At 68.4% G+C, this 18,234-nt stretch carries 15 protein-coding genes; 8 read left to right on the top strand and 7 right to left on the bottom strand.

The window, feature by feature from the left end:
• Window positions 1-94: 94 nt before the first annotated feature.
• Window positions 95-1,084, bottom strand: coding sequence for a GNAT family N-acetyltransferase (locus EOV43_RS03585; protein ID WP_128219719.1), 990 nt, complete (start codon window positions 1,082-1,084; stop codon window positions 95-97).
• A gap of 85 nt (window positions 1,085-1,169) precedes the next feature.
• Between EOV43_RS03585 and fdxA the strand changes: the two genes are divergently transcribed.
• The 4 genes from fdxA to EOV43_RS03605 all read left to right on the top strand — a co-directional run bounded on the left by fdxA (window position 1,170) and on the right by EOV43_RS03605 (window position 5,738).
• The gene (gene fdxA, locus EOV43_RS03590) at window positions 1,170-1,493 is read left to right on the top strand and encodes a ferredoxin (RefSeq protein WP_128219720.1); all 324 of its coding nucleotides are present in this window, start codon (window positions 1,170-1,172) and stop codon (window positions 1,491-1,493) included.
• Window positions 1,490-2,620 (top strand): succinyldiaminopimelate transaminase, encoded by a 1,131-nt coding sequence (gene dapC / locus EOV43_RS03595; protein WP_206611386.1) that lies wholly within the window; start codon window positions 1,490-1,492, stop codon window positions 2,618-2,620. Before fdxA ends, dapC begins: the two co-directional genes overlap by 4 nt.
• Before the next feature lie 142 nt (window positions 2,621-2,762).
• The gene (locus tag EOV43_RS03600) at window positions 2,763-4,844 is read left to right on the top strand and encodes a CotH kinase family protein (protein ID WP_128219722.1); all 2,082 of its coding nucleotides are present in this window, start codon (window positions 2,763-2,765) and stop codon (window positions 4,842-4,844) included.
• Between the two features lie 87 nt (window positions 4,845-4,931).
• Window positions 4,932-5,738, top strand: coding sequence for a hypothetical protein (locus EOV43_RS03605; protein WP_128219723.1), 807 nt, complete (start codon window positions 4,932-4,934; stop codon window positions 5,736-5,738).
• A gap of 28 nt (window positions 5,739-5,766) precedes the next feature.
• Here the strand turns inward: EOV43_RS03605 and EOV43_RS03610 are convergent, their stop codons facing one another.
• On the bottom strand, window positions 5,767-6,720 hold the full coding sequence (locus EOV43_RS03610) for a VldE C-terminal domain-containing protein (protein WP_239022211.1): 954 nt from the start codon (window positions 6,718-6,720) through the stop codon (window positions 5,767-5,769).
• A gap of 52 nt (window positions 6,721-6,772) precedes the next feature.
• Window positions 6,773-7,705 (bottom strand): 2,3,4,5-tetrahydropyridine-2,6-dicarboxylate N-succinyltransferase, encoded by a 933-nt coding sequence (gene dapD / locus EOV43_RS03615; RefSeq protein ID WP_128219724.1) that lies wholly within the window; start codon window positions 7,703-7,705, stop codon window positions 6,773-6,775.
• Between the two features lie 38 nt (window positions 7,706-7,743).
• On the opposite strand from dapD, the gene EOV43_RS03620 reads away from it, so the two are divergent.
• The 3 genes from EOV43_RS03620 to ileS all read left to right on the top strand — a co-directional run bounded on the left by EOV43_RS03620 (window position 7,744) and on the right by ileS (window position 12,223).
• Window positions 7,744-8,139 carry a hypothetical protein gene (locus EOV43_RS03620; RefSeq protein ID WP_128219725.1) on the top strand — a complete coding sequence of 132 codons (396 nt, stop codon included), beginning with the start codon at window positions 7,744-7,746 and terminating at the stop codon, window positions 8,137-8,139.
• Entirely contained in the window at window positions 8,139-8,576 is a 438-nt protein-coding gene (locus EOV43_RS03625; protein WP_239022212.1) for a hypothetical protein, read from the top strand. Before EOV43_RS03620 ends, EOV43_RS03625 begins: the two co-directional genes overlap by 1 nt.
• A gap of 368 nt (window positions 8,577-8,944) precedes the next feature.
• On the top strand, window positions 8,945-12,223 hold the full coding sequence (gene ileS / locus EOV43_RS03630) for an isoleucine--tRNA ligase (RefSeq protein WP_128219726.1): 3,279 nt from the start codon (window positions 8,945-8,947) through the stop codon (window positions 12,221-12,223).
• Between the two features lie 197 nt (window positions 12,224-12,420).
• Here the strand turns inward: ileS and EOV43_RS03635 are convergent, their stop codons facing one another.
• From EOV43_RS03635 to EOV43_RS03650, 4 genes are read right to left on the bottom strand one after another with little or no spacing between them, the layout of a single operon-like run.
• Window positions 12,421-13,188: an ABC transporter ATP-binding protein gene (locus tag EOV43_RS03635; RefSeq protein ID WP_128219727.1), complete on the bottom strand. Its 768-nt coding sequence runs from the start codon at window positions 13,186-13,188 to the stop codon at window positions 12,421-12,423.
• Complete coding sequence (locus EOV43_RS03640) at window positions 13,185-13,985, bottom strand: ABC transporter ATP-binding protein (RefSeq protein WP_128219728.1); 801 nt, start codon at window positions 13,983-13,985, stop codon at window positions 13,185-13,187. Before EOV43_RS03640 ends, EOV43_RS03635 begins: the two co-directional genes overlap by 4 nt.
• Entirely contained in the window at window positions 13,978-15,960 is a 1,983-nt protein-coding gene (locus tag EOV43_RS03645; RefSeq protein ID WP_128219729.1) for an ABC transporter permease, read from the bottom strand. Before EOV43_RS03645 ends, EOV43_RS03640 begins: the two co-directional genes overlap by 8 nt.
• 8 nt (window positions 15,961-15,968) lie before the next feature.
• Window positions 15,969-17,243 carry an ABC transporter substrate-binding protein gene (locus EOV43_RS03650; RefSeq protein WP_164878642.1) on the bottom strand — a complete coding sequence of 425 codons (1,275 nt, stop codon included), beginning with the start codon at window positions 17,241-17,243 and terminating at the stop codon, window positions 15,969-15,971.
• 298 nt (window positions 17,244-17,541) lie between these two features.
• On the opposite strand from EOV43_RS03650, the gene EOV43_RS03655 reads away from it, so the two are divergent.
• Window positions 17,542-18,222, top strand: a complete 681-nt coding sequence (locus tag EOV43_RS03655) for a TetR/AcrR family transcriptional regulator (protein WP_128219731.1) — start codon at window positions 17,542-17,544, stop codon at window positions 18,220-18,222.
• The last annotated feature ends 12 nt before the right edge of the window (window positions 18,223-18,234 follow it).

Below are 18,234 nucleotides of genomic sequence, written 5' to 3' on the forward strand. Positions count from 1 at the left end.
CAGCGACGGGCCCGGACGCATGCAGCGTCCGGGCCTCTCGTCGTCTCTGCTGTTCTCGGTGATTCCCCGAAGCGGGTCACTCACGCAGGAGTACTCAGCAAGGAGCACTCAGGAACCGGTACTCGTGGTGGGTGCTGAAACCGATCGAGCGGTACAGCGCGACCGCGGCCGGGTTGTCGCTCTCCACCTGCAGGTGCAGCGTGGTCACGCCCCGCGAGGCGGCCCAGTCGACGGCCTCGGCCAGGACCGCACGGGCCAGACCGGTGCGGCGCTGGCGCTCGGTGACCCAGAGGTCGCCCACGCAGCCCCACACGTCGCCGTGGGTGTCGTCGATCGCGACCCGGACGCGGGCGCCGTCACCGACGTTCGCCGTCGCGAGGTGACCCTCGGTCGACTCGGCCAGGTCGGCGACCGGAGGGGCCGGGGGCAGGAGTCGCTGGACCCGCGAGAGGGGCGCGAGCAGGGCTTCGAAGCGCGTCCCGACGGGGTTCCATCCGAGACCGAGCAAGGCCTCCTCCTCGGGGGAGCCCACGACCACCTGGGCCAGTGGGGGAGTGCCGAGCGCACGGTGGTGGGCGACGACGAGATCAGCAGCCTCGGCGACGGGGACGCCCGGGTGGCCGATCGCGAGCACCGAGTGGCCGCGCTTGGTCGCACGTCCGTCGAGGGCCAGTCCGCCGTCGCGGAACACCCATTCGCCCAGCGCACTGGTGACGACGCCGTCGAGCAGGCCGAGGGACCGCAGGTGCAGGGTGCGGGCCGGAGTGCGCATCCGCACGGAGTCGCGGGGCGGGACGGGCTTGCCGGAGACGATGTCGGCCAGGTGGATCGCCACCACGGTGCCGTCCTCGGTCCTGACCTCGCAGAGTCCGCGCCCCCAGGAGAGGCACTCACCGAGGGTGTCGGTGAAGGCCGGGCCTCCGGTGGGGCCGGTCTGGCCGGGCAGGAGTCGTCGCACCACGACGCGCTGACCCACGACGTGTTCGCCCAGGCGGTGGGATCCCAGGGCGTGACCCTCGACGTGGGTGGGGCGGTCGCCGTCCGGCGCGTGGGACGTGGACGGGGGGTCTGTGGGGGTGGTCACGACGAGATACTAGGCTGACCCGTGGGGACAGATCCGTGTGGACGCTTTCCCCTCAAGTCTTCATCCCGCTACCCGAGGAGGAACGGTGACCTACGTCATCGCCCAGCCGTGTGTCGACGTCAAGGACCGCGCGTGCGTCGACGAGTGTCCCGTCGACTGCATCTACGAGGGCAAGCGCATGCTCTACATCCACCCCGACGAGTGCGTCGACTGTGGTGCGTGTGAGCCGGTGTGCCCCGTGGAGGCTATCTTCTACGAGGACGACACCCCGGAGGAGTGGAAGGAGTACTACGACGCGAACGTGGGCTTCTTCGACGAGCTCGGCTCGCCCGGTGGCGCCGCGAAGTTCGGCGCCATGGACAAGGACCACTCCTTCGTCGCCGAACTCGCTCCCCAGAACCAGAAGTGACCGGCGTGTTCGGAGCGGCCCCCACCGTTTCGTCGAGCCTGCCTGACTTCCCGTGGGACAAGCTGACCGAGTTCGCCGCTCGCGCCCGCACCCACGCCGACGGCATCGTCGACCTCTCGGTCGGCACCCCGGTGGACCCCACCCCGGAGGTCGCGCAGCAGGCGCTGCGTGACGCCGCGGACTCCCACGGGTACCCGATCACGATCGGCAAGCTGGCCCTGCGTGAGTCCATCGTTGGATGGCTCGAGCGCACCTGTGGTGTGCAGGGGATCGGCGTCGACGGCGTCCTGCCCGTCATCGGTTCCAAGGAACTGATCGGCTCGCTCGCGCTGCACCTCGGGGTCGGCAAGGGCGACCTGATCGTCCAGCCCGAGCTCGCGTACCCGACCTACGAGGTCGGTGCCGCGCTCGCGGGTGCCGAGATCATCGCCACCGACAGCCTCACCGCGATCGGTCCGCGGACGCCGAAGATCCTCTGGATCAACTCGCCGTCCAACCCGACCGGGCGGGTGCTGCCCGTCGAGCACCTCAAGAAGGTCGTCGACTGGTGCCGTGAGCGAGGCGTCCTGCTGGTCTCCGACGAGTGCTACATCGAGTGCGCCTGGGACGAGGACAACCTCCCCGTCTCGGTCCTGCACCCCGACGTCTGCGGCGACAGCCACGACGGCATCCTCGTCGTCCAGTCCCTCTCGAAGCGTTCGAACCTGGCCGGATACCGTGCCGCGTTCGTCGCCGGTGACACTCGCGTCGTCGCCGAGCTGTTGGCCGTGCGCAAGAACCTTGGTCTGCAGATGCCCGACCCGCAGCAGAAGGCGATGGCCGCCGCCCTGGACGACGACGCCCACGTCGCCGTGCAGCACGCGCGCTACGCCGCTCGCCGCACGGTCCTCAAGGCTGCCCTGGAGGGCGCCGGCTTCACTGTCGAGCACTCCGAGGCCAGCCTGTACCTGTGGACCACGAAGGACGCCGACACCAGCTGCTGGCAGCTGGTCGACTGGTTCGCCGACCGCGGCATCCTGGTCGCGCCGGGTGAGTTCTACGGCGTCGCCGGCAAGAACCACGTCCGTGTCGCGTTCACCGCGACCGACGAGCGCGTCGCCGCTGCGGTGGAGCGTCTCTCCGCCTGACCGAACACCGTTCGACAGCCCCTCCGGTCGACTCCGGAGGGGCTGTCTGCGTCTTCGGCGTGGCGCACTCTTTCCTGGTTCTGACGGTGCACGGTCCGAGGGGAGTGAATACTGTCTGCTTCATCGACTCCCGGAAGCCGGAATGACGCCCCTCAGCACACGTGCCACCCCTCCTGTCCCTCGTCGCGCCTCCGTGGCGGCCGTCGCGCTGGCCCTGCTGGCTCCGCTCGTCTGGAGTGCCATGCCGTCCGCCGGTGCGGCATCTTCGAGTGCTGCGGAGCCGGTGCGTGCGAGCGCTCGCACGCTCAAGGTCAGCACCACGAGTCCCGTGCCCGGGGACACGGTGAAGTTCTCCGGCAAGGCTGCCAAGCCGGGCAAGCGCATCGTGCGGCTGCAGGTGAAGCGCAACGGTGTGTGGGCGACCACGGCCAAGACCCGCACGAAGAAGAGCGGGGCCTACACCTTCAGACGCGCAGTGCGCACCGACGCCCGTTTCCGGGTGCTCGCTCCTGCGGTCACGAAGCGCGTCAAGCGTGCCGACGGCAGCCGCCGGACGAAGAAGGTCGCTGCGAAGTGGGTCTCCTCCCAGGTCGTGGTGCGTCCCCGTCTCATCACCACCACGCTCGCCCTGACCGGTGGCACCTCGATGACGGTCGGGTCCCAGCACGAGTGGATGGCCAAGGTGACGCCGGCGGTCAAGAACCGTCGTCTCTCGGTGCAGCTCCACCGCAACGGGAAGTGGCAGGAGACGGCGCACCTGCGTACCGGCGCCACTGGTGCGGTGCGGCTGCCCGACCTCGGGCTCGCAGTGGGAGAGCACCGCGTCCGGGTGATCGCTGCTGCCACGGCACGCACCGCCTCGGCCACGGCCGAACGCCGGTTCACCGTACGGGCGGCCACTCCGCAACCCGATCCTGACGCCGAGCTCGACCCCACGGTCCGCGACACCGCGCAAGGGCTGCACCTGCGCGGCAGCGTGCCGGTGGTGCGGGTGACCTCACCCGAACCGATCCTCACCAAGACCACCTACGTGCGCTCCCAGGTGACGATCGACGCTGACAACACACAGGCGGCCGACGGGACGGCGCTGCCGTCCCACGACCTCAGTGCCCGTCTGCGGGTGCGGGGCAACTCGACGTCGTGGGTCACGATGAAACTGCCCTACAAGGTGAAGCTCGACGAGCGCACCTCGTTGCTGGGGATGCCGGCGTCGAAGGACTACGTCCTGCTGGCCAACTTCTACGACCGTTCGTTGCTGCGCAACACCGCTGCCTTCGAGGCGGCGCGCCGGATCGGGATGCCGTGGTCACCCCGCATGGTCGACGTCGACCTCTACGTCAACGGCACCTACAAGGGCGTGTACCAACTCGGTGAGGGCATCGAGGTGGAGCCGGGGCGCGTCGACCTGGGCGCCGACGACCTGCCCGAGACCCCCGACGACGGCGGATTCCTCATCGAGGCCGACCACTGGGACGACACCGACCCGCGCTTCACGACGGCGAAGGGCATCCAGTTCTACCTCAAGGAGTTCGGCTCCGAGAGCGATGAGTACCGCGAGGCCCTGGCCGCCCAGATGCAGGAGTTCGAGGACGTCCTGTACTCCGACGACTTCCTCGACGAGGAGACCGGTTACCGCCGGCTGGTGGACCTGCGCTCCTTCGCCGACTGGTACCTGGCCCACGAACTGACCAAGAGCACCGAGGCCAACTTCGGCACCAGCGTCTGGATGCAGCGAGCCGTCGGCGGCAAGCTCTCGATGGGGCCGCCGTGGGACTTCGACCAGTCCGCGGGCGTGCGGAACTCCTTCGGCATCGACGACCCCGAGGGGTGGTTCGTGCACCGCGGGCCGCTCAAGCCCGGCGTCGCGCGAGCGCTCGGCATGGTCACCGACGGCCCGCACTGGATCCAGCGGATGCTCCACGACCCCGAGTTCCGGGCGCTGGTCCAGCAGCGGTGGGTCGAGGTCTCGCCGGGGCTGACGGCGATGGTGTCGGACCTGGCACGGCACGCGGACCGGCTCGAGGACTCGGCGGTGCGCAACTTCGCGCCGATCCCGTCAGGAGCGGGCATGTTCCTGGGCAAGTCGCTGCTCGACGAGAACGACATGGTGCTGCACCACACGACCTGGCGGGGCCACGCCGACTCCGTCGTCTCCTGGTACCGGAATCGGATCGCGTGGCTCGACAAGGCGATCCCGACGTTGGGCAGCGACAAGCTGCCCTGAAACCAGGTTTGGCCACCTGGCATTCATGGACGTTGATAACGTGCGTGAGTGTCAGGTCTCGGGGATCTCGACATCAAGGAATCATTCATGGACCTCAGCCCTGTCTCGCGCCGTAACGCCTTGTCCGCCGCACTGTGGACGCCACCCGCAGTGGTGGTAGCAGGCGCTTCGCCGGCGTTCGCCACCTCGGGCACAATGCTGCGCGACGTGGTCTACCGGTTGGACTGGACGGCGTCAGGGTTCGTTGCGGGGGAGAACCCCATTGCCACGGCGCGTCCGGTCGACGTCAGGGTCGGAGCGCCCGACCTCGACCTCGTCGTGGAGGCGACGTGGGGGCCGAAGACCATGTGGGGTTGGACGATGACGAAGCAGAAGGAGGAGATCGCCGGGGACCTCGTGGTGGGGTCGCGTCCTGGGTTCGGGTCCTTTCTGCGCCTGAGACATCGTGGGCTTCAGTACAACGAGATGTACTACCGGGGGCTCAGTCTGAGCGCTCCTCATGCGATGGCGGTTCAGGAATGGAAGATCGGTGACGTCTCCCAAGGGTGCTACTCCAACCCATGGGGTGACCCCCGGGTGTGGCATCAGCACCGCGACAGTCTGCGGTTCGCTCCCTCGAGCATGGAACTGTCAGCCGCCGACGCCGCCTCCTTCATTCCGTCCGGGGACATTGCCCTCCCGACCATGACCATGTTCAACGACAATTCTGCGGGCCCTGGCGCGATGGACGTCACGGTGCATCAGAGTGGCGCTGCTTCCCGCTCGACCACCATCGAGGTGATGCTCCACAACTCGTGCATGCACGCCGACAGAGGTGGGTGGGACGGTGACGGGATCCAGGCACTGGATGTGGGCGAACTCATTTTCGTCGCCGAGGTGCCGGTACCTCTCTGAGAGCGGCACGTCCGAAATGGACCCCCGGTCAGCGGAACACGTCGACGTGCACGTGGTCGCGGTGCTCCAGGATCGCTCGGTCGCCCTTCGATGACGCCGGCACCCGGTAGTCCCGCCACCCTTCGGAGGAGCGGCGAGCCTGCCAGATGCGGTCGTCGAAGATGACGGTGGCGATGTCGAGGCGGCTCGCGTGGGCCACCAGGTAGTGCGCCATTGCCCAGCCGCGGGCGTTGTTGGCGTCGTTCACGGGACGGAAGAAGATGTCGACGGCGCGGCCGGTGTAGTGGGCGGAGCCGGACATGTGGCCGTCGGTGACGCCCTTCGGTTCGAAGCCGCCCACCGACTGCTTGCCCCAGACGGCCCGGACGTCGTCGAGGACGGCCTCGGCCCGAGGTGTGAGGCCGCTGGGCAGCAGGTTCTCGGCGAGGTCGGTGACGTTGCCGTCGACGGTGCAGGTGAACGCGGCCGTGGTCTGCCCGGTGAGCGCGGAGGCGAGGACGCGGGCGTCGCTCTCGTGGTCGGCGTAGGCGTTGGGGAACGCAGAGCGCTGCACCTTCTGGGCAGCGACGGTGACGTCGAGCTCGCGGTAGTTCTTGACCTTGACCAGGCCGTCGTAGAAGGCGTTGGTGGAGTAGATCGGGTCCATGATCTCCTCCTCGGTGCCCCAGCCTTGGGAGGGCCGCTGCTGGAAGAGTCCGAGGGAGTCGCGGTCGCCGTAGTTGATGTTGACGATCTTCGACTCCTGGTACGCCGTCGCCAGGGCGATCGTCACGGCGCGGGCAGGTAGCCCGCGCTCGACGGCGACGGCCGCGATCAGTGCGGCGTTGCGGGCCTGCTCGTGCGAGAGCCGCACCTCGAGGTCCTCGTAGGTGGCGGTGCAGACCTTGGGGGTGATGGCCGGACGGACGTGGCGGTCGAAGAGGTACCCGAAGCCGACGAATGCACCGGCCAGCAGCGCCAGGGTGAGCAACAGGGCCGTCACCCCTCGCACCAGACGGGCGAAGGGGCGACGGCCCTGCGGAGTCACTGCTGGATCAGTCGTTCGCGTGCAGTGCAGCGTTGAGCTCGATGCCCTGGCCCTTCCAGGCCACGGCCTCGACGGCGCCCGAGACGGAGTTGCGACGGAACAGCACGTTGTTGGCGCCCGAGAGCTCGGAGGCCTTCACGACGCGGTCCTCTGCCACGAGGGTGACCTTGGTGCCGGAGGTGACGTAGGTGCCGGCCTCGACGACGCAGTCGTCACCCAGGGAGATGCCGATACCGGCGTTGGCGCCCAGGAGGCAGCGCTCGCCGACGGAGATGACCTCCTTGCCGCCACCGGAGAGGGTGCCCATGATGGACGCGCCGCCACCGATGTCGGAGCCGTCGCCGACGACGACGCCCGCGGAGATGCGGCCCTCGACCATCGAGGCGCCGAGGGTACCGGCGTTGAAGTTCACGAAGCCCTCGTGCATGACGGTGGTGCCCGAGGCGAGGTGCGCGCCGAGACGGACACGGTCGGCGTCGGCGATGCGGACACCAGAGGGGACGACGTAGTCGACCATGCGCGGGAACTTGTCGACGCCGTAGACGGCGACGTTCTTGCCGGCGGCCTTGAGGCGCAGGCGGGTCAGCTCGAAACCGTCGACGGCGCACGGGCCCTCGGAGGTCCACACGACGTTGGAGAGCAGACCGAAGACACCGTTCATCGACAGGCCGTGCGGCGCGACGAGACGGGAGGAGAGGAGGTGCAGGCGGAGCCAGGCGTCCTGGGCGGAGGCCGGGTCGGCAGCGATGTCGGCGATGGTGACCAGCTCGACGGCCTTGGTCACCTTGCGGACGTCGTCGGTGCCGGCGGCAGCAGCCAGTTCGGCGGGTGCCTCGGAGCCGTCCGGCTCGCCCAGGGCGGGCGCCGGGAACCAGGCGTCGAGGACGTTGTCGGAGGAATCACGGGTCACGAGGGCGTAGCCCCAAGCAGCAGTCGTCACCGCACGAACTCTACTGGGACGCGGGTAGCCTGCTTGACGTGTATCCCGCGCTGACCTACGCCGTGGCGGCCCTGTTGGGTGTCGTCGCCGTCCTCGCCCTCGTCGCACTGAAGAAGCCGGAGCTCGACGGGCCCGCTCGTCTGGCCATGAAGGGCGCGCACGGGGCGACTGTCCTGGTGGTCGTGCTGGCCGCGATCGAACTGCTCCAGGGCTACGAGCCGAAGAACATGGTGACCTACGTCGGTTACATGGTGGCGTCGGCCGGTCTGCCCCTGATCCTGCTCAACCAGCGTGGCGAGATCGACGAGAAGGGCAAGCCGGTCCTGGACGCCGACGGCCACCCCGTACAGGCGCCGCCGCCGCACCTGGCGGTGCTCACCGTCTGCGCGATCGCGATGGTCGTCCTCGTCGTCCGCCTGCAGGGGATCCACTGATGGCCGTGCAGAGCATGCCGCAGCGTCCTGCACTCCCCGCCCGTCGTCGTGCGCTGGGTCAGATCCTGATCGCGGCCTACGCCGTCTTCGCGGTCTCGTCGGGCGCTCGGTCGCTGTCCCAGATCGTCACGAAGTTCGACGTCGCGCCGTTCGCGTACTCGCTCTCGTTGGTCGCCGCGATCGTCTACCTGGTGGCCACGATCGCGTTCCGGATGCCCGGACGTCGGTGGTTCCGGGTGGCCGTCGTGGCGTGCGCGTTCGAGATGGTGGGCGTCCTCGGCGTCGGCCTGTGGACCTACCTCGACCCCGACCTGTTCGCCGACGCCACCGTCTGGAGCCACTTCGGCCAGGGCTACGGATACGTGCCGCTGGTGCTGCCCTTCGTGGGCATGTGGTGGCTCAAGCACGTCGAGCCGGAGACCCGTCCGGCCTCCTGACCTCCCTCTCCATCTCACGGGACGTCATCACATCTGGTCGCCATGGCGACCAGATGTGATGACGTCCCGTGGTGCATGTTGGTGCATGTTGGCGCAGGGGAGGGGCGCGAGCGTACGATCGGGGGTACCAGCGTCAGAGCCGTCATCAGCGGCGAGCTTCCGGAAGAAACGGTCTCCCATCCCGGGGAGCACCCGAGTAGAACCGGACGGGTCCGGCCCGTCACAGCCGAAGAACGAGAGGCCCTCCACCGCGCGGCGGGGGAGAGGGCAATCGAGGTGGTACCGCGGCTCACGTCGTCCTCGGGGAAGGCAGTTCTGGCCCACAGCAGAGCTGCACCGAGACGTACGACGAAGCAGGAGCGCCCCCGATGGCCTACCCCAAGGTGTCCCACAGCGACGCAGCGAGCGTCCCCGCCTCCCCGCGGTTCCCCGCGATCGAGGAGCAGGTGCTCGCCTACTGGAAGGCCGACGGCACCTTCGAGGCCTCCGTCGCCCAGCGTGACGGCGGCGCGAACGGTGAGGACGAGTTCGTCTTCTACGACGGCCCGCCGTTCGCCAACGGTCTGCCGCACTACGGCCACCTGCTGACCGGCTACGTCAAGGACATCGTCCCGCGCTTCCAGACCATGCGTGGCAAGAAGGTCGAGCGTCGCTTCGGCTGGGACACCCACGGCCTGCCCGCCGAGCTCGAGGCGATGCGCCTCAACAACATCAAGACCACCGACGAGATCGTCGAGATGGGCATCGACAAGTTCAACGACGCCTGCCGTGAGTCCGTCCTGAAGTACTCCGGCGAGTGGCAGAACTACGTCACCCGTCAGGCCCGTTGGGTCGACTTCGACAACGACTACAAGACCATGAACCCCGAGTTCATGGAGTCGGTCATGTGGGCCTTCAAGCAGCTCCACGACAAGGGCCTGGTCTACGAGGGCTTCCGCGTCCTGCCGTACTGCTGGCAGGACGAGACCCCGCTGAGCAACCACGAGCTCAAGATGGACGACGACGTCTACAAGGACCGCCAAGACCCGGCCGTCACCGTCGGCTTCGAGGTCACCACCGACGGCCCCTTCAAGGGTGCGAAGGTCCTGATCTGGTCGACCACCCCGTGGACCCTGCCGTCCAACATCGCCGTCATGGTGGGCTCCGAGATCGAGTACGTCCTCGTCGAGACCCCCGGTGTCGATGGTGCTCAGGGCGACAAGGTCGTCCTGGCTGCGGCGCGTCTCGCGTCGTACAAGAAGGAGTTCTTCCCCGACGCCGACGAGGCCACCGTGCTGTGGACCGGTCCGGGCTCGGAGCTCGTGGGTCTCTCCTACGTCCCGCCGTTCTCGTACTACGAGGGCCACGCCAACGCCTTCCGCGTCGTCGCTGCCGACGACGCCGTCACCACCGACTCCGGTACGGGCCTCGTGCACGCCGCCGGTGGCTTCGGTGAGGTCGACAAGGAGGTCACCGACCGTGAGGGCATCGAGGCCGTCGTTCCCGTCGGCAAGGACGGCCGCTTCACCAACCCCGTCACCGACTACCGCGGCATGCAGGTCTTCGACGCCAACAAGGTGATCATCAAGGACCTCAAGGCCCGCGAGGGTTCCGTCACCGCGGGCACCCTGCTGGTGCGCCAGGAGACGTACAGCCACTCCTACCCGCACTGCTGGCGCTGCCGCCAGCCCCTGATCTACAAGGGTGTGGAGTCCTGGTTCGTCCAGGTCACCGCGATCAAGGAGCAGATGCTCGCCAACAACGAGCAGATCAACTGGACTCCGGACCACATCAAGCACGGCCAGTTCGGCAAGTGGCTCGAGAACGCCCGCGACTGGTCGATCACCCGCAACCGTTTCTGGGGTTCCCCGGTGCCGGTGTGGAAGTCCGACTCCGACGAGTACCCGCGTCTGGACGTCTACGGCTCCTTCGAGGAGATCGAGCGTGACTTCGGCCGTCTCCCGCTGAACGCCCAGGGCGAGCCCGACCTGCACCGTCCGTGGATCGACGACCTGACCCGTCCCAACCCCGACGACCCCACCGGCAAGTCGACGATGCGCCGGGTCACCGACGTCCTCGACGTCTGGTTCGACTCCGGTTCGATGTCGTTCGCGCAGAACCACTACCCCTTCGAGAACCGCGACTGGTTCGACGGCACCGCCGACAAGAAGGGCCACTTCCCGGGCGACTTCATCGTCGAGTACATCGGCCAGACCCGCGGCTGGTTCTACACGCTGCACATCCTGGGCACGGCGATCTTCGGCAAGCCGGCCTACAAGAACGTCATCAGCCACGGCATCGTCCTGGGCTCCGACGGCCAGAAGATGAGCAAGTCGCTGCGCAACTACCCCGACGTCTCGGAGGTCTTCGACCGCGACGGTGCCGACGCGATGCGTTGGTTCCTGATGTCGTCCCCGATCCTGCGCGGCGGCAACCTGATCGTCACCGAGCAGGGCATTCGCGACGGCGTGCGCCAGGTCATGATCCCGCTGTGGAACACCTGGTACTTCTTCCAGATGTACGCCAACGCGGCCGGCTACACCGCTGAGCGTCGCACCGACTCCACCCACCCGATGGACCGCTACCTGCTGGCCAAGACCCGCGACTTCGTCGCCGCGGTCGCCGATCAGCACGAGTCGTTCGACATCGCCGGTGCGTGTGAGACCACCCGCTCGTTCCTCGATGTCCTGACCAACTGGTACATCCGTCGTTCGCGTGAGCGTTTCTGGGCCGAGGGCGTCACTGCTGACAATGGCGCCAACGTCACGGCCGAGACCAAGGACGCCTTCGACACCCTCTACACGGTGCTCGAGACGACGCTGCGTGCCTCCGCGCCGCTGCTGCCACTGGTCACCGAGGAGATCTGGCGTGGCCTCACCGGCGGTCGTTCGGTGCACCTCACCGACTGGCCCTCGCTCGACGAGCTGCCCGCCGACGACGCGCTCGTGGCCCAGATGGACCTCGTCCGCGACGTCTGCTCGGCCGGTTCGGCGCTCCGCAAGGGTGCCAACCTGCGCAACCGTCTCCCGCTGACCGCGCTCACCGTCGTCGCCGAGGGCGCTTCGGTGACCGGCTTCGAGAGCCTGATCGCCGACGAGCTCAACCTCAAGGGCGTCCGCGTCGTCGCCCCGGGGTCGGAGGAAGCTGCCGCCTACTCCGTCGAGCAGAAGCTCACCGTCAACGCCCGCGCTGCCGGACCCCGTCTGGGCAAGAGCGTCCAGCTCGCCATCAAGGGCTCCAAGTCCGGTGACTGGTCGGTCGCCGCCGACGGAACCGTCACCGCCGGTGGCCTCGACCTCGTCGAGGGTGAGTACACGCTGGAGACCGTCGCCGGTGAGGCCGACGGCGGCACCGTGACCGGCATGCTGCCCGGTGGTGGCTTCGTCGTCCTCGACACCGTCGTGACGCCCGAGCTGGCCGCCGAGGGCATCGCCCGCGACCTGGTCCGCGCGGTCCAGCAGGGTCGCAAGGACGCCGGCCTCGACGTCTCCGACAAGATCGCTCTCGTCGTCGACGGTGACGAGGCCGTCCGTGCCGCCGTGACCGTCCACGAGGCGCTGGTGGCCGGCGAGGTCCAGGCGACCTCGTTCGCGGTCGCGTCCGTCGAGGGTGACGACGTCGCCGTGGGCGACGGCAACGTGGCTCGCTTCACGGTGACCAAGGCCTGACCCAGGCCTGACTGAGGCCTGACGCAACCATGACGAGCCCCCGCGACCAGCACGTCGCGGGGGCTCGTTGCGTCCCCGGGAGGCAGGGATGAGTTCGGGTGCGTGGGGAGACGCGCCCGGCGGGGCCGGGTCAGCAACCGGCCCCGAGTGGTGACGTCGTCATCCGGCAGCCGACCGCAACCGGATGACGACGAGTCTCAGTGGGACGAGGGGTCGTGTCCCTGACGCCCGAAGTAGGCGTCCTCGATGCGGTGTCGCTGCTCACGCAGGAGCGCCGCGTCGTCCTTCAGTTCGATCCGGCCGTGGCGCAGCACTGCGGCGGTGTCCGCGATCGAGAGCGCGAGATCGACGTGCTGCTCGACCAGCACGACGGCGAGACCTCGTTCGTCGGCCTGGTGACGCAGGATCGGCATCAGTTCCTGGGCCGCCTTCGGGGCGAGACCGAGGCTGAGTTCGTCGACCAGCAGCACCTTCGGTTTCTGCAGCAGTGCCTTGGCCAGGGCCAACATCTGCTGCTCGCCGCCGCTGAGCAGCCCGCAGCGTCGCTTCCAGAGGCTGCGCAGCTTGGGGAAGTCGTCCAGTACCGACTCGAGGTCCGCAGAGTTGCGGGTCAGGCGCAGGTTGTCGGCCACGGAGAGTTGGTGGAAGACGCCCCGGTCGTCGGGAACCAGGGTGACGCCGCGACGGGCGTTGACCTCGGGCTTGGAGCCCAGTGTCTCGCCGTGTGAGAGCACCTCTCCGCCCATCCGTCGCAGCACCCCGACGATGCTGAGCAGCGTCGTGGACTTCCCGGCGCCGTTGGGGCCGAGGATGGTCAGGACCTCGCCGTCGGCGACGTCGAAGGTGACGTCGCGGACCGCGACCAGTCCGTGGTGGCCTCCGGTGAGTCCTCGGACGCTGAGTGCGGGCTCCGAGGCCTTCTCGGCGGGGGAGTGGGCGTCGGGCTGGGACAGGACCTTGCTCATGCCACGCCTCCCAGGTAGGCGGCGACGACGCGGGCGTCGCTGCGGACCTCGGCCGGGGTCCCGGAGGCGATCACCTTGCCGAAGTCGAGGACGTAGATCCGGTCTGCGAAGTCCATGACGAGTGACATGTCGTGGTCGATCAGCAGCACGCCGCGTCCGGACGCCGCGACCCGACGCACGTCGTGGCCCAGTTGGCGGCTCTCGTGGGTGTCGAGTCCGGCAGCGGGTTCGTCCAGGAGCACCACCGAGGTGTTCCCGACGAGGGCGCGCGCGACGCCGACCAGCTTCTGACGTCCCATCGAGAGTTCGGAGGGGTGGCGGTGGGCCACGTCGGTGAGCCCGAGCAGTTCGAGGGCCTCTGCCTCCTCGGGGCGGCTGCCGCGGCTGCGTCCCAGCAGGTCCGCACCGAGCGTGCGCAGTCCGACCGTACGGGCGGCGACGGCGATGTTGTCGGCGACGGTGACGTCGTCGAAGAGTTCGCCTGCCTGCCAGGTGCGGCCGAGCCCGGCGCGTCGCCGCTTGTGCGGTCCACCGGTCAGCTTCTTGTCGTCGAGGTGGACGGTGCCGCTGGAGGGGGCGTAGCCGGTGACGGCGTCGACGAAGGTGGTCTTCCCGGCGCCGTTGGGGCCGATCAGGGCGACCACCTCGCCGGCGTGGACGCTGAGGCAGACGTCCTCGTTGGCGGTGACGCCGCCGTAGCGGACCGACAGGTTCTCGGTACGCAGCAGCTCCACGGGTGAAGGGACGCCGGAGACTGCCGGCTCCTTCCGGAGGGTGGGAGAGGGCGACTCAGGCATGGACCGGCTCCTTGGTCTCGACCGGGGTGGGCGTGGGCTCGTCGTGCGACTGCTTGAGGTGCTGGCGCAGGGAGTGGACCGTCCCGGCGATGCCGGTCGGGTTCAGCACCGCGGTGACGATCAGCAGCAGGGAGGCGATCAGCGAGTAGTACTGGCCGGCCTCGAAGGTGTTGTTGAGCAGCGTGTAGAGCAGGCCGAGCGGGGCAGCGACCCCGGCGATGACAGCCCCGGAGACGCTGGTGATGCCACCGAGGTAGACCATCGCGAGCAGGGTGAGCCCGGCAACGATCGAGTAGGACGACCCCGAGACGTGGCCGTGGCTGAACGCGATGAGGCAGCCGCCGACACCGGCGAGGAACGAGGAGAGCGCGAAGCCGAGGACCTTGGTGCCGGCCACGTCGATGCCGGCCGAGGCGGCGGCACGTTCGTTGGAGCGGACCGCCAGGAACGCCCGGCCGGTGGCACCGCGCAGGATCGCGATGACGGCCCATGTCATCAGGGCGGTGAAGAAGAGCGCGAAGAGGCCGAACTGCAGGGTGATCGGGGTGGACCCCTGGGTGACGCCGAAGGAGTACCCGAAGAGCTCGGGGCTCTTGACAGGGTTGCCGGTGATGGGGGTCAGCGCAGTGTTGTTGAGGACGAAGTTCTGCAGGGCCACCGCGGCGGCCATCGTCACGACGGCCAGCTGCGCCCCGCGGATCCGCAGTGCCGGGAGCCCGACCACCACGCCCACGACGGTGGCGCCGAGGACGGCGAGCAGCATGTTCGCCGGGAACGGCACGCCCCAGGAGTTGCCGAGCTTGGAGAGCAGGAAGCCTCCGATGCCCGCGAAGGCGATCGTCGCCACCGAGATCTGGCCCAAGTATCCGGTCAGCAGCACCACTGAGAGCGCCAGGACGGTCATGATCACCGAACTGATCACCGCGTAGCGCCAGGTCCCGCTGGTCAGCACCATCGCGACGGCGACGATCGCGACCAGACCGACGAAGACGACCGGCTTGAACGACGGGGTCGGGACCGCAGGCATCCGGACCTCTCCGGTGTTGCCGCGTGCCGGGATCTTGCCGCCGAACGCGAAGAGCGTGACGACGACGATCAGCAACGGCAGCACGTCCACGACCGAGGGCTGGATCCAGTCGGGCCACCACTGCTTGGTGGTGAGGTAGGTGACGTCGGACTGGAGCGCGCCGAGGACGAGACCGGCAACGGCGGCCACGACGACCGACGTCATGCGTCCGATCAGGGCCACCGCGAGTGCGGGGACGACGTGGAAGGCGTAGGTGGTGGGGCTGAGCCCGAGCTTGGCTGCGGCGAGGATCACCACGAAGCTCGACGCCGCGCCGGTGATCGCCCACACGACCACGGCGAGTCGGTCGGGGGAGAAGCCCATGAGCCGGGCCGCCTGCTCCGACTCGGCGGCTGCCCGAGTGGCGATGCCGGGGGTGGTGAAGCGGAAGTACGCCCAGAGGCAGAGCGCCACGACGAGGGCGACCGCGGCGAGCACGAGGTTGTTGCGCGAGAGCGTCACCTCGCCGACGGCGATGGCCTCATCGGTGAACGGGGACGTCACCTGGTAGATGGAGATCGAGTCGAAGCGCAGCGAGACCAGCGAGATCAGCAGCAGCAGGACGCCGATGGAGGCGACCACCTGCGCGAGGGCCGGGGCCTTGCGCAGTGGCTTGAAGACGAGAAAGTGCGCGGCGAGGCTCCACACGACGCCCGAGAGGACGCCGATGAGGACTGCCGGCCAGGTCGACAGCGGTCCCTCGGAGAGGGACACGCTGCCGACCGGGAGGACCAGGGTTCCGTCGTACTGCAGTGCGGCGGTCTGCCACAAGGCCCAGAGGGCGACCGCGCCCTGGGCGAAGTTGATCAGCCCGGTGGCCGAGTAGACCGCCACGAGACTGCTGGCGAGCACCGCGTAGACGGCCCCTGCGGAGAGGCCGATCACGGCGAACTGGAGTACCTGGTCCATGGGTGTTCTCAGCCCTTCGCGGCAGCCTGAGCGGCGGCAATCAGCAGCTTGTCGGTGATGGTGCGGTCGACGTCGGTCCAGCCGCCGCCCAGCGGTTCGGTGCGGCCGTCGCCGTCGACCTCGAAGACGAGGATCTCGTTGCTGCAGGCGGCGTACATCGGGTTGCCGTCGCAGGTGATCTTCGGGCCGAGGAAGCTGTCGAAGTCCTTGAGTGCCTTGAGCGTGGTGAGGATGCCCTCGCCGGTCAGGGCGTCGGCAGAGCCGGCCTCGAGGGCGTTGGCCAGGGTGACGGTGGCGGCGAACTGGCCGTAGGCGTAGTAGTCGGCGACGCCGCCGTTCTCCTTGACCTCGGCGTTGATCGCCTTCTCGGCGGCCTCGATCTCGGTCTTCTTCTCGTCAGGGGCGAAGTCCTTGGCGGTGGCGAGCCAGTGCGAGGAGTAGAGGGCGCTGCCCTCGGACTCCGTGGGAGCCTGCTTGATGTACTCGGTGCAGGCGGCGGTGAGGATGGTGCCTTCGTAGCCGTTCTGGCGCAGGCCCTGGACCAGCTGGGTGCACTGGTTGGGGTTCTGGACGGCCATCATGCCGGCGACGTCGGGGTTGGTCTCCTTGATCGTCGCGGCGGCGCTGTCGATGTTGAAGTTCTGCTCCGAGATGTAGAGGCCGTTGACCTCGACGCCGGCGGCCTTGCCGATGTTCTTGGCGAACCCCTCGATCAGGCCCCGTCCGCTCTCGGTGTCCGCTGCGACCAGGGTGAGCGACTTGGCGCCGTCCTTGGCGAAGGCCTGGATGGAACCGGTGAGGAAGTCGGTGGTGGTGGCGCTGAAGTAGACGTTGTTGTCCGCGGTGTTGCCGCTGGCGAGGTCGAACGGGATCGCGCCGACCATGGGGATCTTGGCCGCGGCGAGAATCTCGTGCGCGCTGCTCGACTTGTAGTTGTAGCCGTCGAGGACGGTGACGACCTTCTCCTCGACGAACTTGTTCGCACAGCTCCTCGCCGTCTCGGCGGAGTGGTCGGTGGCGCACTCGACGAGCTTGACGGGGCGTCCGTGGATGCCGCCGAGTTCGTAGTTGATGTAGTCCTCGGCGGCGAAGGCGCCGACTGTGGCTCCCGGCTGGGTCAGGGGGCCCGCCTTGGGGTTGAAGAAGCCGATCTTCAGCTCTTCGCCCTGGGGCAGATCGCCCTTGGACTCGGACTCTTCCGCGTCACTGCCGCACGCGGTCGCGGTCAGGAGGAGGCCGGCCGCGAGGACCGCGGACACCTTCCTTCGGTCGGGACGTCGCATCGTTCGCATTGGTTGCCTTTCGCCGGGACCCGGGGCCACTGCTGGTCGGGATCGCTGTGTCGCGATTCGCCTCGTCACGAGGGTGACGTGGCTCACTCCGGGAACGTAGGGTGAAAGTGAGGATGGCGTCAACCTTAGTTTTCTAACAGGGTGGCGAGGTCCTCTCGAACCCGGCGTCCGAGGTGTCCGACCGCCCTTCGGGACCGGTTTTCTGTACTGGTGAGTTCTGGACCAGTACCCCGTCAGAGCTTGGGGGCCGACCTCCCCTAGGCTCGAGATCCCCTAATTGGAGGAGCACATGACCACGTCCCGTCGTGTCGAGGACACTGAGGTCGTCCCCCCTGTCCGTCGGCGTCGCGACCCGCGCCGTGAGAGCACACCCCGCAAGTTGGTCGCGGCGGCGCGCGTCATCTTCGAGCGCGACGGTTTCTTCGATGCCCGCCTGGTCGACATCACCGACGAGGCCCAGGTCGCGTCCGGCACGCTCTACCGCTACTACGGGTCGAAGCAGGAGATCTTCGCTGCCGTCATGGCTGAGGTGGTCAGCGAGATCACCCAGGTGTCCCCGCAGTCCGAGGCGCGAGCCGCTGACCCGGTGGCCAGGATGCGGGAGGTCAATGCGGCCTTCGTGCGGACGATCCGCCGCAACGCCAAGCTGATGAACCTGCTGTACCAGGTGGGCCAGACCGATGAGGTCGTGCACAAGCAGGGTGGGGAGATCGCTTCCGCCCTGCAGGGGCGTGCCACTCGTGCGATCCAGCGCTGGCAGGACGCCGGCCTGGCGTACTCCGACCTTGATCCGGTCCTCACTGCGCACGCACTGACGTTCATGGTCGAACGCGTCGCGATGGCGTGGCTCACCGGGCGCGCCGACTATGACGAGGAGGCGATGGTGGAAGCCATCAATCTCATCTGGGAGCGCTCCCTGGGGCTCGTGCCCGCCGATCCGGCCCTGCGCGGTGTGCAGGAAAGAAAGTGACGCCAGTCTCAC

This window comes from Nocardioides yefusunii (assembly GCF_004014875.1).
Taxonomy (GTDB): domain Bacteria; phylum Actinomycetota; class Actinomycetes; order Propionibacteriales; family Nocardioidaceae; genus Nocardioides; species Nocardioides yefusunii.

Excerpts from the sequence above, each read along its gene's own strand:
- ileS (WP_128219726.1), top strand. The coding sequence starts at position 8,945 with ATGGCCTACCCCAAGGTGTCCCACAGCGACGCAGCGAGCGTCCCCGCC.
- EOV43_RS03600 (WP_128219722.1), top strand. The coding sequence starts at position 2,763 with ATGACGCCCCTCAGCACACGTGCCACCCCTCCTGTCCCTCGTCGCGCC.
- EOV43_RS03625 (WP_239022212.1), top strand. The coding sequence starts at position 8,139 with ATGGCCGTGCAGAGCATGCCGCAGCGTCCTGCACTCCCCGCCCGTCGT.
- EOV43_RS03635 (WP_128219727.1), bottom strand. The coding sequence starts at position 13,188 with ATGAGCAAGGTCCTGTCCCAGCCCGACGCCCACTCCCCCGCCGAGAAG.
- EOV43_RS03645 (WP_128219729.1), bottom strand. The coding sequence starts at position 15,960 with ATGGACCAGGTACTCCAGTTCGCCGTGATCGGCCTCTCCGCAGGGGCC.
- EOV43_RS03605 (WP_128219723.1), top strand. The coding sequence starts at position 4,932 with ATGGACCTCAGCCCTGTCTCGCGCCGTAACGCCTTGTCCGCCGCACTG.
- EOV43_RS03655 (WP_128219731.1), top strand. The coding sequence starts at position 17,542 with ATGACCACGTCCCGTCGTGTCGAGGACACTGAGGTCGTCCCCCCTGTC.
- EOV43_RS03640 (WP_128219728.1), bottom strand. The coding sequence starts at position 13,985 with ATGCCTGAGTCGCCCTCTCCCACCCTCCGGAAGGAGCCGGCAGTCTCC.
- EOV43_RS03650 (WP_164878642.1), bottom strand. The coding sequence starts at position 17,243 with ATGCGACGTCCCGACCGAAGGAAGGTGTCCGCGGTCCTCGCGGCCGGC.